The following is a 15,554-nucleotide window of genomic DNA, read 5'->3' on the forward strand; positions in this document are numbered from 1 at the left end:
CCATGACGACCACACCCACCACCGCCCACCCCCTGTTCCAGCGCCGATCGACCTGGCTCGCCACCGCCGCGCTTGTGCTGGTGCTGGGCGGCGGCACCTGGGCGCTCACCCACCATTCCGCCCATGCCGCCAAGCACGAGGCCGCCCAGGCAGCGCCGCCGGTGCAGGTGACCACGGCGCGCGTCAAGCAGCAGGACGTGCAGGTCTACCGCAGCGGCATCGGCACCGTGGCCTCGATGGCCACCGTCACCGTCAAGGCCCGCATCGACGGGCAGCTCGACAAGGTCGGCTTCGTGGAAGGGCAGGACGTGAAGGCCGGGCAGATGCTCGCGCAGCTCGACCCGCGCACGCTGCAGGCGCAGCTCGCGCAGGCGCAGGCCACCCGGGCGAAGGACCAGGCCACGCTTGCCAACGCCCGCGCCGACCTCAAGCGCTACACCACGCTGATCGCGCAGGACGCGGCCACGCAGCAGCAGCTCGACACGCAGAAGGCACTGGTCAACCAGCTCGAGGCCACCGTGCAGAACGATGCCGCGCAGGTGAAGTACGCCGAAGTGCAGCTCAGCTTCACGCGCATCTCGTCGCCGATGGACGGCCGCGTCGGCGCGCGGCTGGTGGACCCCGGCAACATCGTGCACGCGGCCGACACCAACGGGCTGGTGGTCATCAACCAGATCGACCCCATCGCCGTGCAGTTCACGCTGCCCGAAGACGCGGTGCAGGACATCAACCGCCTGCAGCAGAAAAGCAGCCAGCCGCTCACGGTGGTGGCCTACGACCGCAGCGGCGCGCAGATGCTGGGCACCGGCAAGCTCATCCTGCTGAACAACCAGATCGACACCACCAGTGGCACCGTGCAGCTCAAGGGCAGCTTCGCCAACCCGCAGCATTCGCTGTGGCCCGGCCAGTACGTCAACGTGCGGCTGCAGCTTGACCGCCGGCCCGACTCGCTCACCGTGCCCGCCGCCGCCGTGCAGCGCGGCCAGGACAGCACCTACGTCTGGGTGGTCGATGACCAGAACAAGGTCGGCAACGTGCCGGTGCACGTGGTGCAGATCGCCGACGGCACGGCCGTGATCGACAAGGGCCTGAGCGCGAACCAGCGCGTGGTGGTGGATGGCCAGTACAAGCTCAAGCCCGGCGCCACCGTCGTGGAGCCGCCGCCCGCGCAGAAGGGCGCGGCCGGTGGCGGCGCCGACGCCAACAAGCCCGCCGGCGGGAGCAGCAATTGAGCATCTCCGCCACATTCATCAAGCGCCCCATCGGCACCACGCTGCTGGCGCTGGCCATCCTGCTGGTCGGTGCGGCGGTGTTTCCGCTGCTGCCGGTGGCGCCGCTGCCGCAGGTCGACTTTCCTACCATCCAGGTCTCGGCCAGCCTGCCCGGCGCCAGTCCGGAGACCATGGCCTCCAACGTCGCGCAGCCGCTGGAGCGCAACTTCTCGCTGATCGCGGGCCTGTCGCAGATGACGTCCACCAGCGGCCTGGGCAACACCCAGATCACGCTGCAGTTCGACCTCGACCGCAGCATCGACGCCGCCGCGCTCGACGTGCAGGCCGCCATCAACGCCTCCACCGGCCAGCTACCGGCCAACCTGCCGAGCCCGCCCACGTTCCGCAAGGTGAACCCGGCCGACGCGCCCATCCTCATCCTGTCGGTGCAGTCGAAGACGCTGCCGCTGACCGAGGTGAACGACTATGCCGACAACATCCTCGCGCAGCAGATATCGCAGATATCGGGCGTGGGCCTGGTCAACATCGGCGGGGTGCAGAAGCCGGCCGTGCGCATACAGGTCGACCCGGCCAAGCTCGCCGCGCTGGGCTTGAGCCTGGAAGACGTGCGCACCGTGCTCTCGTCGGCCACCGTGAACGCGCCCAAGGGCACCATCGACGGGCCCAACCAGAGCTTCACCGTCTACACCAATGACCAGCTGCTCAAGGCACAGCCCTGGAACGACGTGGTGCTGGCCTACCGCAACGGCGCGCCCATCCGCGTGCGCGACCTGGGCGTGGCGGTCGACGGCCCCGAGAACTCCAAGATTGCCGGCTGGGCCTACGCCGGTGCCGCCGCGCCGGCCGGCAGCAACGTGCAGAACGGCCGCTCCATCGTGCTCGCCATCACCAAGCAGCCGGGCGCCAACGTCATCGAGACGGTTGACCGCATCAACGCGGCGCTGCCGCGGCTGAAGGCCTCGATTCCGCCGACCATCGACGTCAACGCCATCATCGACCGCACGCAGACCATCCGCGCATCGGTGAAGGACGTGGAGTTCACCCTGTTGCTGACCATCGTGCTGGTGGTGGCCGTGATCTTCGTATTCCTGCGCAACGTGCCGGCCACGCTCATTCCCAGCGTGACGGTGCCGCTCGCGCTGCTGGGCACGGTGGCCGTGATGTACCTGCTGGGCTACAGCCTGGACAACCTCTCGCTCATGGCGCTGACCATCGCGGTCGGCTTCGTGGTGGACGACGCCATCGTGATGCTGGAGAACATCTATCGCTACGTCGAAGAGGGCATGACGGCGATGGAGGCGGCCTACAAGGGCGCGGGCGAGATCGGCTTCACCATCATCTCGATCTCGGTGTCGCTGGTGGCGGTGTTCATTCCGCTGCTGCTCATGGGCGGCATCGTGGGGCGCCTCTTCCGCGAGTTCGCGGTCACGGTCACGCTGACCATCGTGGTGAGCGTGGTCATCTCGCTCACGCTGACGCCCATGCTGTGCTCGCGCTTCCTCAAGAACGAGCACGGCAGCAAGCACGGGCGGCTGTACCTGCTGTTCGAGCGCGGCTTCGACGCCATGCTCAGCGGCTACAAGCGCGGGCTGCACGTGGTGCTGGACCACCAGTTCATCACGCTGATGGTGTTCATTGCCACGGTGGCCGCCACGGGCGTGCTGTTCGCGGTGATTCCCAAGGGCTTCTTCCCGCAGCAGGACACCGGCTTCATCTCGGGCTTTGCCGAGTCGGGGCAGGACGCTTCCTTCGCGTCGATGAACGCGCGCATGCTCCAGCTGGCCGACGTGGTGCGCAAGGACCCCGACGTGACCGGCTTCGGCATGAACGGCAGCTCTTCCACCTACAACACCGGCAACTTCTTCATCAGCCTGAAGCCCAAGGACGAGGGCCGCACCGCCACCGCCGACGAGATCATCACGCGGCTGCGCCCGCAACTGGCCAAGGTGCAGGGCGTGAACCTGTTCCTGCAGGCGGGACAGGACATCCGCGTGGGCGGGCGTGCTTCGCGCACGCAGTACCAGTACACGGTGACCGACGCCGACCTGGGCGAGCTCAACACCTGGGCGCCCAAGCTGCTCGCGCGCTTCAAGCAGCTGCCGGAGCTCACCGACCTGGCCACCGACCAGCAGAACGCCGCCGCGTCGGCCGTGCTGACCATCGACCGCGACCGCGCATCGAGCTTCGGCATCACGCCGGCCACCATCGACGCCACGCTCTACGACGCGATCGGCCAGCGCCAGGTGGCGCAGTACTTCACGCAGCTCAACAGCTACCACGTGGTGCTGGAGGTCACGCCCAGCCTGCAGCAGGACCCGACGCTCTTCAGCAAGCTCTACCTGAGCTCGCCCATCACCGGGCAGCAGGTGCCGCTGTCGACTTTCGTGAAGGTGGACACCAGCAAGACGGCTTACCTGTCGATCAGCCACCAGGGCCAGTTCCCGGCAGTGACCATCTCGTTCAACCTGGCACCGGGCGTGGCGCTGGGCGACGCGGTGAACGCCATCAACAAGGCGCAGGCCGACATGGGCCTGCCGCAGTCGCTGACCGGCTCGTTCCAGGGTACGGCGCAGGCCTTCCAGGACTCGCTGGCCTCCCAGCCCTACCTGATTGCCGCGGCGCTGGTGGCGGTGTACATCGTGCTGGGCCTGCTGTACGAGAGCTACATCCACCCGCTGACGATTCTCTCGACGCTGCCCTCGGCCGGCGTGGGGGCGCTGCTGATATTGATGGCCGGCGGCTACGACCTGAGCGTGATCGCGCTCATCGGCATCATCCTGCTCATCGGCATCGTGAAGAAGAACGGCATCATGATGATCGACTTCGCGCTCAAGGCGGAGCGGGAGCAGGGCATGTCGCCGCACGACGCCATCTACCAGGCCTGCCTGCTGCGCTTCCGCCCGATCATGATGACCACCATGTGCGCGCTGCTCTCAGGCCTGCCGCTGATGCTGGGCCACGGATCGGGTTCCGAGCTGCGCCGCCCGCTGGGCTACGCGATGGTCGGCGGGCTGATACTCTCGCAGGCACTCACCCTGTTCACGACCCCGGTGGTCTACCTGTACCTCGACCGCGCCCACTACTGGTATCTGAGCCGCAAGGAAGCGCGCAAGGCCAGGAAAGCCGGGAAGGAAGGCAAGGCGCCGGTGCCGGCCGAGGCGCATTGACGAGCGCCGGCTGACATCATGGGCAGGGACGGAGACACAGAAGAAGACGCCATGAAGATCCTGATTGTCGAAGACGAACTGAGAACCGCGGACTACCTCTCCAAGGGGCTGACCGAGCAGGGCTGCGCGGTCGACATGGCACACAACGGCATCGACGGCCAGCACCTGGCGCTCACGCACGACTACGACGTGATCGTGCTCGACGTGATGCTGCCGGGGCAGGACGGCTTCTCGGTGCTGCGCGAGCTGCGCGCCGTGAAGCAGACGCCGGTCATCATGCTCACCGCGCGCGACCGGGTGGAGGACCGCATCAAGGGCCTGCACGAAGGCGCGGACGACTACCTCATCAAGCCCTTCTCTTTTCTGGAGCTGCTGGCGCGGCTGCAGGCGCTGAACCGGCGCGGCCGCAAGCAGGAGCCGATGCAGCTGCGCATTGCCGACCTGCAGATCGACCTGCTGGCGCGCAAGGCATTTCGTGGCAGTGGTGGCGGCAGCACCCGCATCGACCTCACCGCCAAGGAATTCGCGCTGCTGGCCGTGCTGGCCCGGCGCCAGGGCGAGATCCTGTCGAAGACGGCCATCGCCGAGCTGGTGTGGGACATGAACTTCGACAGCAACACCAACGTGGTTGAGGTGGCCATCAAGCGGCTGCGCGACAAGATCGACGTGCCCTTCAGCCCCAAGCTGCTGCACACCATCCGCGGCATGGGCTACGTGATGGAGGTGCGCGACGCGCAGGCCGAGGGCCAGGCGCCGTGAAGCGCTCCATCACCGCCCGGCTGGTGCTCATGTTCGCGGCGGTGGCGCTCGCGACGTTCGCGCTGGCGGGCTTCGCGCTGCAGAACGTGCTGGCGCGCGAGCTGGAGCGGCACCAGTACGAAGAACTGGACACCACCCTCAAGAACCTGCAGTTCTGGATCAAGGCCATCGGCACCCCCGAGCGCTGGTCGCGCGTGCAGGCGCGCATGGATGCGCTCACGCCCGCCGACGGCAGCGTGCGCTTCTGGGTGCTCAGCGACGATCCGCGCTTCCAGTACGGCAAGGGCCTGGCAGAAATAGACGGCCTCACGCGCGAGGCCAACGGCCACAGCAGCGTCATCGAGCTGCCGGGGCAGGCGCGGCCGTTCCGCACGCTGTCGGTGCACATCGATCCCCTCGACCAGCGGCCGGCGGTGCGGCTGATCGTCGGGCACAACACCGAGCCGTACGAGCGCACGCGCCAGGCCTTCCTGACCGCGCTGATCGGGCTCGGGCTGGGCGCGGTGCTGGTGGTGGCGGTGGCCGGCTACTGGATCGCGCGCGTGGGGCTGCGGCCGCTGGAGCGGCTGTCGCGCGAGGCGCAGGCGCTGCGGCCCAAGACGCTGTCGCAGCGGCTGCGCTCCGAGCCGCTGCCGGTGGAGCTGTCGGCGCTGACCGAGGCCTTCAACGGCGCGCTCGCCCGGCTCGAAGAGGCCTACGGCCAGCTCGAGGCCTTCAACGCCGACGTGGCGCACGAGCTGCGCACGCCGCTGGCCAACCTCATCGGCAGCACGCAGGTGGCGCTGTCGCGCCAGCGCAGCGCGGGCGAGTTCCAGGAAGTGCTGCAGGCCAACCTGGAAGACCTGGAGCGGGTGCGCTCCATCGTCAACGACATGCTGTTCCTCGCGCGCGCCGACCGCGGCGAGGTGGCCACCGGCCTGGTGCTCACGCCGGTGGCGCAGGAGGTGCACAAGACCATCGAGTTCTTCGAGTTCGTGCTCGACGAGACCCGCACGCAGGTCTCCATCGAGGGCGACGTGCACACCGAGGCCCGGCTGGAAAGCGCGCTGTTCCGCCGCGCCATGTCGAACCTGCTGCAGAACGCCATCGAGCATTCGGAGCCGGGCGCGCACATCGCCGTCACGCTGCGCGAGGAAGAGGCCGTGACCTGGATCACCGTGTCCAACCCCGGCGCGCCCATCGATGCGCGGCACCTGCCGCACCTGTTCGATCGCTTCTACCGCGCCGATGCCTCGCGCAACGACCGCGGCGAGCATCACGGCCACGGGCTCGGGCTGGCCATCGTGAAGGCGGTGGCGAGCATGCACGGCGGGCAGGTCGGCGCGTCGCGCCAGGGCGGGCTGAACAACTTCGGCTTCAGCGTTGCGAGGTAGCACTGCCCGGCGCATCGCGCGAATGACCGTTGGGCGGTGCGTTCTTGCGGCATGCGGGACAATCGCCGGTGGCATGAACCCCTCCCGACCCCCCCGAAAGTCCGCATGGCGCAGCTGATGTCGCTGCTCGTGCAGAACGCCATTCTGGTGGTGTTTGCCGTCAGCTTCGCCGCGCGCCTGGGGCTGCCCGTGCCGGCGGCCGCCGTGCTGGTGCTCACCGGCGCGCTGCTGGCGGCGGGCGACGTGTCGGTGCCCGGGGTGGTGCTGGCCGCGGTGGTTGCCAACCTGCTGGGCGACGCGGCGTGGTTCTATGCGGGCCGGCGCTTCGGCTACCGGTTCATGCGCCTCTTGTGCCGCATTTCGCTGTCGCCCGACACCTGCGTGCGGCGCGGCGAATCGCTCATCACCGACTGGGGCGGGCTGTCGCTGGTGGCGGCCAAGTTCGTGCCGGGCGTGTCGGTGGTGGCGCCGCCGATGGCGGGGGCGCTGGGCATGTCGGTGCGGCGCTTCATCGGCTTCGACATTGGCGCGGCGCTGGTCTGGACCGGCCTGTTCCTCGGGCTGGGCTGGGTCTTCCGCAACCAGATCCAGGAGGTGCTGGCCATCATGGCGCAGGCCGGCGGCATCGCCACGGTGGCGCTGGGCGTGCTGCTGCTGGTGATTCTTGCGGTGCGCTACTGGCGCCGCCGCGCCTTCATGCGGCTCACCGGCATGCCGCGCATCTCGGTCGACGAGCTGCACGAACTGCTCTCCAGCGAAGAACCTCCGCTGGTGATCGACGTGCGGGGCAAGGCCGGCTTGCAGGTCGATCCGCGCCGCATTCCTGGCGCCATGCCGTACACGCTCAAGGCGCTGCAGCAGCGCAACCTCGACCTGTCGCATGCCCGGGGCCGCGACGTGGTGCTGTATTGCAACTGCCCCAACGAGGTCTCGGCCGCGCAGGCTGCGCGCGTGCTGCTGGCCCGTGGCGCGCGCCGGGCGCTGCCGCTGACCGGCGGGCTCGACGCATGGGTGGCCTCGGGCCGGCCGACCAGCGTGGATTGAATCCAGGGTTGCCCCGGCGGCCATCTGCACGAATCGGCCTCCCGTGCTATGGTCCCCGGCCCTCGGGATAACCCTAGAGGTTGCCCTGCAGAAACCGGGATTCCTCGTGTCTTCAACCTCCAAAACTCCTCATTCACCGGCCGGCCTCACGCCCTTGCTGACGCTGGTCTTCGCCGTGGCCTGCGGCCTGTGCGTGGCCAACATCTATTACGCGCAGCCGCTGATCGGCCCCATCTCCGACACGCTGCAGCTGCACGCCGGCCTGGCCGGGCTCATCATGACGCTCACCCAGCTCGGCTACGGCGCCGGCCTGCTGCTGCTGGTGCCGCTGGCCGACGTGGTCGAGAACCGGCGGCTGATCGTCGGCGCGCTCTTCGGCGCGGTGATCGGGCTGGTGGGCATCGCGCTCTCGGACTCGGCCATCACCTTCCTGGCCGCATCTTTCGTGGTGGGCGCATGCGCGGTCGCGGCGCAGGTGCTGCTGCCCTTTGCCTCGCACCTGGCGCCCGAGGCCACGCGCGGCAAGGTGGTCGGCAACATCATGGCCGGCCTGCTCGGCGGCATCATGCTGGCGCGGCCCTTTGCCAGCATGGTGGCTTCCGCATTGGGCTGGCGCGCGGTGTTCTGGCTGTCGGCGGTGCTGATGGCCGCGCTCATCGTGGTGCTGTGGCGCGTGCTGCCGCAGCGCCGCCCGCACGCGTCGGTGGGCTATGCGCGCACCATGGCCTCGCTGCCGGGCATCGTCTGGAACACGCCGGTGCTGCGCCGGCGCGGGCTGTACCAGGGAATGATGTTCTCCGGCTTCCAGGCCTTCTGGACGGCAGTGCCGCTGGCGCTGGCGCATGAATTCGGCATGGGGCAGGGCGGCATCGCGGCATTCGCGCTGGCCGGCGCCGCCGGTGCGCTCATGGCGCCCATCGCCGGCCGGCTGGCCGACCGCGGGCTGACCCGTCCGGCCACGGGCATCGCCATTGCGGTGGCGCTGTTCTCCTTCCTGCTGGGGGCGGTGGCCATGCACTACCGCTCGCTGGCCGGGCTGGTGGCGGCCGGCATCCTGCTCGATGGCGCGGTGCAGCTGTGCCAGGTGCTCAACTTCCGCAGCCTCTTCATGCTGGCGCCGGAGCTGCGCGGCCGGCTCAACGGGCTGTTCATGACCTTCATCTTCATCTGCGCGGCGGTGGCCTCCGGCATTGCGGCGGCCGTGTATGCCTTCCATGGCTGGAGCGGGCTGTGCCTGCTGGGTGGCGGCTATGTGCTGGTGGCGCTGCTGTACTACGCGACCGAGTTCCGCCAGCAGCCTGCTGCGGCGGCGGCCAGCCGGTAGTTGCCTTGCAGCCGATGAGTTCGCCGGTTTTTTCGCGCTCCATCCAGGTAACCCAGACAGACGCCAGCGGCATCTGGCCCATCCTGGTGCTCTGCACGGCCTACTCCGCGTTGCTGGTCGCCGGGGCGGCATGGGCGATCGACCTGGACGCCAAGGGCTGGCACATCGCGCTGGACATGTTGGCCTTGCTCGCACTCGTGGCGCTGTGGCTGGTGGGCCTGGTGGCCGTTGTGCGCGCATGGATCTGGGTCGAGACGCATTGGCTGGCCAAGGGCCGGGCCAGGCCGTTCAGCGAATGCACGCCCGTCGACATCGGCGAAGCCGGCTTCTCCGTGCAGGGCCTCGGCCACGTCGACTGGATCGACGTGCTGGCCCTCGAAGGCATTCCCGACAGCGACAACTACCTGATCGTTCATACACGGCCATTCAGAAAGCTGATGCTGGCGGCGCCCGTCGATGAACTCGTGCCGGTCTTCAACCACTATCTTGCACAGGCAGGCAGCGCCAAGGCAACGCGGGCAGGCACGCTGCAAAGCCGCGCCCTGGTTTTCTGCTGGCGGTGCTTTCTGGCGTGGATCTGGGCGGGCTATGCGCTGGCGGGCGCAGGTGGCATCGCGCTGCTGCTCAATGCGTCGAATGCGGGATTCGTGAAGACCATGGTGGGCCTCTGCGTTCTCATGCCGCTGGTTGCCTGGCTGGTCTGGGCCGTTCCGATCTCGCGGATCAGCACCTTCGCGCCCTCGCGTGTGCGGGCCTTCGAGCTCCACGGTACGCGGCTGCGCAGCACCGACGACGAATGGCAGTCCGACCTGCTGCAATCGCGCATCAGCCTTCGCCGTGCGAGCGGCATCGGCTACGAATTTTCTTTCCTGGCCATCCGCCCTCCTGCGGGCAAGGGGCTCGACCTGATCCTGCAAGGCGGCGCCGAGCAGGAGGCATTGCTCGACGCACTGAGTGACCGAGGCCTGCTGCCCGCGTTGAACCCGCAAGACTGAGCAGCATCAGCAGCCCGCCCAGGCGGCCGGCATCGGCAGAAGTGCGCGGTGGTAGGCTTGCCGCCCGATGAATCTCCGCCTCAAGATCGTTGCGCTTGCCGTCGCGCCCTTGCTCATCGCACTGGTGCTGGTGGCCCTTGCCGTGCGCCACCAGGAGCACGACCTTGCCCAGCGCGAGCGCGCCCTCATCGAGAACAGCTACATGGCCCAGCGCCGCAGCGAACTGCGCAGCTACGTGGACCTGGCCGTGAGCAACCTGCTGCCGCTGTACGAATCCGGCCAGGACGACGAGGCCACCCGCAACGAGGCACTGCGCCGGCTGGCCGCGCTCAACTATGGCGACGACGGCTACTTCTTCGTCTACGACATGGAAGGCAACTCCCTCATGCATTCGCGCCAGCCCGAGCTGGTGGGCCAGAACCTCTGGGGCATGCGCGATTCGCAAGGCCGCTACACCATCCAGGACCTGATCAAGGGCGCGAAGGAAAAAGGCGGCGCCTACGTCGAATACGAATGGCGCAAGCCGTCGAGCGCGCAGCTGGCGCCCAAGCTCGGCTACGTCACCGCCATGCCGCGCTGGAACTGGATGGTCGGCACCGGCCTGTACCTGGACGACATCCAGTCGACCATGGACACCCTCGACCGGCAGATGAACGCCAACGTCACCGCCACGCTGCTGTGGATAGCCGGCATTGCCGCGCTGTGCCTGGGCGTGGTCAGCGCCGCCGGGCTGCTGCTGAACCTCAGCGAACACCGCACGGCCGAAGCCAAGCTGCGGCTGCTCGCGCGGCGCGTGGTGCAGTCGCAGGAAGAAGAGCGCGGCCACCTTGCGCGCGAACTGCACGACGGCACCAGCCAGACGCTGGTGTCGGCCAAGCTGCTCATCGAATCGGCCGTGGAGTCGCTGGAAAGCCGGCACCAGCCCACGCCGACCGCGCTGCCCAAGGCGCTGCAAAGGCTGAACGATTCGCTGCTGGAGGTGCGCCGCATATCGCACCGGCTGCGCCCCGCGCTGCTCGACACCCTGGGCCTGCCCGCCGCGCTGGAGCGGCTGGTCGACGAGTTCCGGGACGAAGGCGTCGTCGATGCGTCGATGATGATCGAGGGCGAAGCCTTCGAGCTGCAGCCCGAGGTGAAGACCGCGCTCTTCCGCCTCACGCAGGAAGCGCTGACCAACGTGCGCAAGCATGCCGACGCACAGCACGTGCACGTGGCGCTGGCCTTCGACGAGAAAGACGGCGTGCGGCTCGAGGTGAGCGACGACGGCACCGGCTTCGACATCGATGCCGTGCAGCTCGACCCGCGCCGCGGCATCGGCCTGCGCAACATGCGCGAGCGCATGGAAGCCATAGGCGGGCAGCTGGCCATGCACTCGAACCAAGGCCGCACCTCCATCGAGGCCGAAGTGCCGGCCCGCAACGCAAGGGCCGCATCCGCATGACCGCCGACACCATTCGCCTCTTCCTGGTGGACGACCACCCGCTGGTGCGCGACGGCCTGCGCGCGCGGCTGGGCAGCATGCCCAACCTGGAGATCGTCGGCGAGGCCGGCAGCGCGGCCGAGGCGCTCGCGCAAGTCGACAGCGTGCGGCCCGACCTCATGCTCATGGACGTCGGCATGAAGGACATGAACGGCATCGAGCTTGCGGCCCTGCTGCTGCAGCGCCAGGGCGCGCCGCACATCGTGATGCTCAGCATGTACGACAACCCCGAGTACGTGCAGAAGGCCCTGCAGGCCGGCGCGCGCGGCTACGTGCTGAAAGACGCGCCGGCGGCGGAGATCGTCGCGGCCATCGAGGCCGTGTCGGCGGGCGGCACCTTCCTGAGCCCCGCCGTGTCGAAGAAGCTCTTCCGCACGCAGGAGCCGCGCCCCCTGCTCACGCCGCGAGAGAGCGAGATCCTCTCGGCGCTGGGGCGAGGGGAATCGAGCAAGCAGATCGCGCGCGACCTCGGCCTGAGCGTGCGCACGGTGGAGGCGCACCGGCAGAGCATCAAGCGGCGGCTGGGCATCGAGGGGCAGGCGGAGCTGATCAAGTACGCCGTGGAGCACGCGCGGAAGTTCGGGCAGAGCTGATTCGACTGGCCGATAGCGGTCGCATCGCGAATACCTGCGCCATTCGAGAACTTCTGGGCAGAAGTTTTTCTCGCGCCGGGCTGGTTTTCTCTACAGTGAATGCCCTTGTGATTCCACACCCTGCTACCGGTGCAACGCGCATTGATGCAGGCGTGGAGCGCAAAAGGCGACGGCCAAGGTGCGCGAACACCTTGACCGTCTAACCAAGTGACGTGCATTTACTTTGGAAAGCGAGCACACCAAATGGCTGGACGAATTATGGCCGGGCCTGCAAGGCCGGCATCCGCGGACGCGACCACTCCCACTACACCGGGGGCGTCCGATCTTCTCGAGAACAAGCTGGAGCAACTGAACTCGCTGCTGTGGTGCTTCTACGGCGCCGGGGACGGATGGTTCCAGGATGCGGGGGAGGCGCATCGGGAGAATCTGCTTTGGATTGCTTCGGATTTGGCGCGGGAGGCTGTGGCGTTGTTTCAGGAGATGAGTCCGGCTGGGTAGGGGGCTCGGGGCGCCGAGTCTCTAGCGATGGCTTGGTGCTTACCGTGGCCTTTTGGCCCCATTCGCGCGTTTCCGCTTTGCGGCGGAAGCTGACCACCGCTGGCCGGGGATAGACTTCGCTTTTAGGCCAAGATCAGACATTCCGTTGCCGATTTGGAACGTCCTCTGACTGCGAGAAGACGTTCGAATCTACGCAGTTCAAATGACCGCTTTCGGCAGTGGCCAAGTGACCCAATACCCCTCACGGTACATTTTTCACCCATGGACATCACACTTCTTACGGGGCTAGCGAGCAGCCTCAAGACCACCTATGACCTCGGCGTTGCTGCTGTGGGAATACGCGATGCAAACAAGCTAGCGCTGACGGTGAGCGAGATGAACCAAAAGCTGCTGTCCGCTCAGCATGCTGTCTTCGGAGCCTTAAATGAGTCCATGGAACTCCAGAAGCGTCTTTTAGAGTCAGAGGAGCTGAACAAGCAATTACAGGCGAAGCTCAGCGAACGCGGTAGGTATAGCTTGGCGGAGGTTTGCTTCGGAAATTTCGCTTACGTGAGCACCCCGAACGACAGTACGCCCAACCCAGAACCAGTGCATTACGTTTGCCAAGCGTGTTTCGACAAGGGTCAGAAGTCAGTCCTGCGCTATCTCCATGGGGCCAATAACTCGGCTTACCTGCTGTGCCCCTCGTGCACGAGTCAGATATGGCTCGCACAACCCACCGTGTAGCGCTGGAAAACCTATGACGCAAAGCCACCTTGCCCGCGTAATTGATCGGACCGCTCTGATCGAAAACATGCTCGATCAGATCCTGTCCGGCTTCTGTAGGCCGGCGCAGACCGCTCAGTTGTTCTTTGGCGAGGTTCTCCTAGACAGTTCTGTGATGCCCCTGGGATCGAAGGTAAAAGCAGTGATGGCGCTGGCTCAGATGCTGGACATCAAGCTGGACCCAGCCGCTATGCATAAGGTGATTTCTTTGCGCAACGCTTTCGCCCATCACGCGACAGACTCCCATATGACGTTTGATGTCACAGACGATCCAAGTGCTGCCAGCATTTCCCCAAAGCTGTACATCCTCAGCACCTCGGGAAAGATTCGTAAGGTCAAGCACACGGAGGCGTTGGAGGAGTTTGACCTTGCGTTTATAGAAGCACGGAACGCTCTCCTTGCCTTGAGTGCGCAAGTTGCGAGCCTAGTGGCACAGCCGCGGGCCGGCTAGAGTTCCTGCGCGTTGGGGACGTAAGGGAAAATAAAGCAGACGAAGGAATTCGTCGCACGCTCTCCGGGTGAGGCTCAGTCGGTGAGGTCTGGCCGTTGTTCAGGTTTGAGCCCGATCGGGACAGTCAGTCGTCGCGGCCTTACGACCGGAATCCGCCGCGCGCAATAGACACTTCACTTCCTCCTAGTCGCATTTAATGCCGACGGTCTGCTTGCCTACGTCGGCAAGGATTTCCTTCGCCCACTCTGCTATTTACTGGCTGGGGCCTGTGGCGCGTCCGAGCAGTCGCGGACGCTGCGCCATGACCATGTACCGCAGTTTTTGGAACGCTGCTGTCTGATCTGGTCGGTCGACGTAAATGCGGCGCCTGCGGATGGCCGCATCAACATCGAATGGCAGCAGGCCGACGCGCTCGAGCTGCCATTCGAAGACGCCTCGTTCGATGTCGTCTGCTGCCAGTTCGGCGCGATGTTCTTCCCCGACCGCACCGCCGGCTATGCCGAGGCGCGCCGCGTGCTGAGGCCGGGCGGGCGCTTCGTCTTCAGCGTGTGGGACCGCATCGAGGAGAACGCCTTTGCCGATGAGGTCACCGAGGCCATGGCCGAGCTGTTCCCGCAAGACCCTCCGCGATTCCTGGCGCGCACGCCGCACGGCTATCACGACGTTGCGCTGATCCGCGAAGACCTGCGCCGCGCCGGCTTCGCCAGCATCCATATCGACACGCGCGAGAAGCAGAGCCGCTCGCCCTCGGCGCGCGACGTGGCCACTGCCTATTGCCAGGGAACGCCGCTGTGCAACGAGATCGAGTCGCGCGACGCCAACGCGCTGCAGCGCGCCACGGACCATGCGGCACAGGCCATTGAGAGCCGTCATGGCGAAGGCCCGGTGGCCGGCAAGATCCGGGCGCATGTGATTGTGGCGGCGGGATAAGTTTGGGGCTTGGCATGCAATGGCTGCGAACAAGTTGCTGTTGTTCGTAGGCGCCCAAGGCGGCTCTGCGCGATGGCGCTTCTGTGGCTTTCAGCCGGATCGTGCCGGATCGCTTGTGCAGTTTCACCTTCATCGATATCTCGTCCGGGTCGCGTAGGATGGCAAGCTCAAACGAGAGCCTTGCAAGGCTCCAAGATCCGATCTTCATCAGGGGGAATCAATGCCAACATTCGCTACGCTTTGGGCCAATCATCCGAAGGTCAAAGGTGATGACACCTTGTTGGATGAGAAGGTCTACACAGATCAATGTGCGATTGATGTCGGTGCAGCCTTCATTCGATCTGCCATGGATATGCGATCCTTCAAAGGGGTCTATTCGTGGCAGAAGGACAAGCCCAGGTATCCGATACGAGCGCAGGAACTCGCAAACTGGCTTGATTCTCCAGCGGCAGGGCTGATGCATCGAACCGAGAAGTACACAGGCAAGGACGGGTTCGAAAAAATTGCCGGCCGCACCGGAATCATCTTCATCCAGAACTATTGGGGAGAGGGACGGCAGGGTGACCACATTGATCTATGGAATGGCTCCCGCTTGACCAAATTCTCTTCCTGGTTTCGTATTCACTGGCATTTGTCGGTCGAAGGATGGGCAACCGATATGAGGAAGGCAGAAGCCATTTGGTTCTGGCACGTACCATGAACGTAGTTCTTCGAATTCTCTTCATCGCCTGCGGCGCACTGCTGCTCGGATTCATCTCGAATGCCATCCTGATCGGAATCGGGCATTGGTATGAAATGAAAGTGGCGCGCAGCGAATACGACCTTTCCGATGCCTTCATGATCGCGATCTTTGTGCAGGCACTTTGCGTCGTTGCCGGCGCTTTCACCGGCAACTGGCTGTACCGGCGCTGGCGCAACAAGAAGAAAAGCGCCGGAACCTGAC

General features: G+C 66.2%; 13 protein-coding genes and 1 pseudogene. All 14 read left to right on the forward strand.

Annotated elements, in window-relative coordinates:
- Positions 1 to 2 precede the first annotated feature (2 nt).
- Positions 3 to 1,232, forward strand: coding sequence for an efflux RND transporter periplasmic adaptor subunit (locus QRN67_RS28700; RefSeq protein ID WP_285414626.1), 1,230 nt, complete (start codon positions 3 to 5; stop codon positions 1,230 to 1,232).
- A complete protein-coding gene (locus tag QRN67_RS28705) occupies positions 1,229 to 4,399 on the forward strand; it encodes an efflux RND transporter permease subunit (RefSeq protein ID WP_081270222.1) in 3,171 nt (1,056 codons plus the stop codon). Before QRN67_RS28700 ends, QRN67_RS28705 begins: the two co-directional genes overlap by 4 nt.
- Positions 4,400 to 4,450: 51 nt before the next feature.
- On the forward strand, positions 4,451 to 5,158 hold the full coding sequence (locus QRN67_RS28710) for a heavy metal response regulator transcription factor (RefSeq protein ID WP_081270238.1): 708 nt from the start codon (positions 4,451 to 4,453) through the stop codon (positions 5,156 to 5,158).
- Entirely contained in the window at positions 5,155 to 6,531 is a 1,377-nt protein-coding gene (locus QRN67_RS28715) for a heavy metal sensor histidine kinase (RefSeq protein WP_081270223.1), read from the forward strand. The genes QRN67_RS28710 and QRN67_RS28715 overlap by 4 nt, the downstream gene beginning before the upstream one ends.
- A gap of 105 nt (positions 6,532 to 6,636) precedes the next feature.
- A complete protein-coding gene (locus QRN67_RS28720) occupies positions 6,637 to 7,575 on the forward strand; it encodes a DedA family protein/thiosulfate sulfurtransferase GlpE (RefSeq protein ID WP_285414627.1) in 939 nt (312 codons plus the stop codon).
- A gap of 106 nt (positions 7,576 to 7,681) precedes the next feature.
- Positions 7,682 to 8,899, forward strand: a complete 1,218-nt coding sequence (locus tag QRN67_RS28725; protein ID WP_106937165.1) for an MFS transporter — start codon at positions 7,682 to 7,684, stop codon at positions 8,897 to 8,899.
- Between the two features lie 14 nt (positions 8,900 to 8,913).
- Positions 8,914 to 9,894 carry a hypothetical protein gene (locus tag QRN67_RS28730; RefSeq protein ID WP_285414628.1) on the forward strand — a complete coding sequence of 327 codons (981 nt, stop codon included), beginning with the start codon at positions 8,914 to 8,916 and terminating at the stop codon, positions 9,892 to 9,894.
- 67 nt (positions 9,895 to 9,961) lie between these two features.
- Positions 9,962 to 11,335 (forward strand): cache domain-containing protein, encoded by a 1,374-nt coding sequence (locus QRN67_RS28735; protein ID WP_285414629.1) that lies wholly within the window; start codon positions 9,962 to 9,964, stop codon positions 11,333 to 11,335.
- Positions 11,332 to 11,967 (forward strand): response regulator transcription factor, encoded by a 636-nt coding sequence (locus QRN67_RS28740; protein ID WP_106937168.1) that lies wholly within the window; start codon positions 11,332 to 11,334, stop codon positions 11,965 to 11,967. The genes QRN67_RS28735 and QRN67_RS28740 overlap by 4 nt, the downstream gene beginning before the upstream one ends.
- Before the next feature lie 759 nt (positions 11,968 to 12,726).
- A complete protein-coding gene (locus QRN67_RS28745) occupies positions 12,727 to 13,191 on the forward strand; it encodes a hypothetical protein (RefSeq protein ID WP_285414630.1) in 465 nt (154 codons plus the stop codon).
- Positions 13,192 to 13,204: 13 nt separating this feature from the next.
- A complete protein-coding gene (locus tag QRN67_RS28750) occupies positions 13,205 to 13,681 on the forward strand; it encodes a hypothetical protein (protein ID WP_285414631.1) in 477 nt (158 codons plus the stop codon).
- A gap of 369 nt (positions 13,682 to 14,050) precedes the next feature.
- A pseudogene (locus QRN67_RS28755) lies at positions 14,051 to 14,611 on the forward strand (class I SAM-dependent methyltransferase); the annotation flags it as partial.
- 220 nt (positions 14,612 to 14,831) lie between these two features.
- Positions 14,832 to 15,311: a type VI secretion system amidase effector protein Tae4 gene (locus QRN67_RS28760; RefSeq protein ID WP_285414632.1), complete on the forward strand. Its 480-nt coding sequence runs from the start codon at positions 14,832 to 14,834 to the stop codon at positions 15,309 to 15,311.
- Positions 15,308 to 15,553, forward strand: a complete 246-nt coding sequence (locus tag QRN67_RS28765) for a hypothetical protein (protein WP_285414633.1) — start codon at positions 15,308 to 15,310, stop codon at positions 15,551 to 15,553. The genes QRN67_RS28760 and QRN67_RS28765 overlap by 4 nt, the downstream gene beginning before the upstream one ends.
- Position 15,554: the final 1 nt, after the last annotated feature.

The sequence above is a fragment of the Variovorax sp. efr-133-TYG-130 genome (assembly GCF_030208835.1).
In the GTDB taxonomy this organism is placed as follows: domain Bacteria; phylum Pseudomonadota; class Gammaproteobacteria; order Burkholderiales; family Burkholderiaceae_C; genus Variovorax.

What these genes read in the sequence shown, in the direction of transcription:
- QRN67_RS28745 (WP_285414630.1), top strand. Translation starts at nt 12,727, where the DNA reads ATGGACATCACACTTCTTACGGGGCTAGCGAGCAGCCTCAAGACCACC.
- QRN67_RS28765 (WP_285414633.1), top strand. Translation starts at nt 15,308, where the DNA reads ATGAACGTAGTTCTTCGAATTCTCTTCATCGCCTGCGGCGCACTGCTG.
- QRN67_RS28700 (WP_285414626.1), top strand. Translation starts at nt 3, where the DNA reads ATGACGACCACACCCACCACCGCCCACCCCCTGTTCCAGCGCCGATCG.
- QRN67_RS28750 (WP_285414631.1), top strand. Translation starts at nt 13,205, where the DNA reads ATGACGCAAAGCCACCTTGCCCGCGTAATTGATCGGACCGCTCTGATC.
- QRN67_RS28720 (WP_285414627.1), top strand. Translation starts at nt 6,637, where the DNA reads ATGGCGCAGCTGATGTCGCTGCTCGTGCAGAACGCCATTCTGGTGGTG.
- QRN67_RS28760 (WP_285414632.1), top strand. Translation starts at nt 14,832, where the DNA reads ATGCCAACATTCGCTACGCTTTGGGCCAATCATCCGAAGGTCAAAGGT.
- QRN67_RS28735 (WP_285414629.1), top strand. Translation starts at nt 9,962, where the DNA reads ATGAATCTCCGCCTCAAGATCGTTGCGCTTGCCGTCGCGCCCTTGCTC.
- QRN67_RS28710 (WP_081270238.1), top strand. Translation starts at nt 4,451, where the DNA reads ATGAAGATCCTGATTGTCGAAGACGAACTGAGAACCGCGGACTACCTC.
- QRN67_RS28730 (WP_285414628.1), top strand. Translation starts at nt 8,914, where the DNA reads ATGAGTTCGCCGGTTTTTTCGCGCTCCATCCAGGTAACCCAGACAGAC.
- QRN67_RS28740 (WP_106937168.1), top strand. Translation starts at nt 11,332, where the DNA reads ATGACCGCCGACACCATTCGCCTCTTCCTGGTGGACGACCACCCGCTG.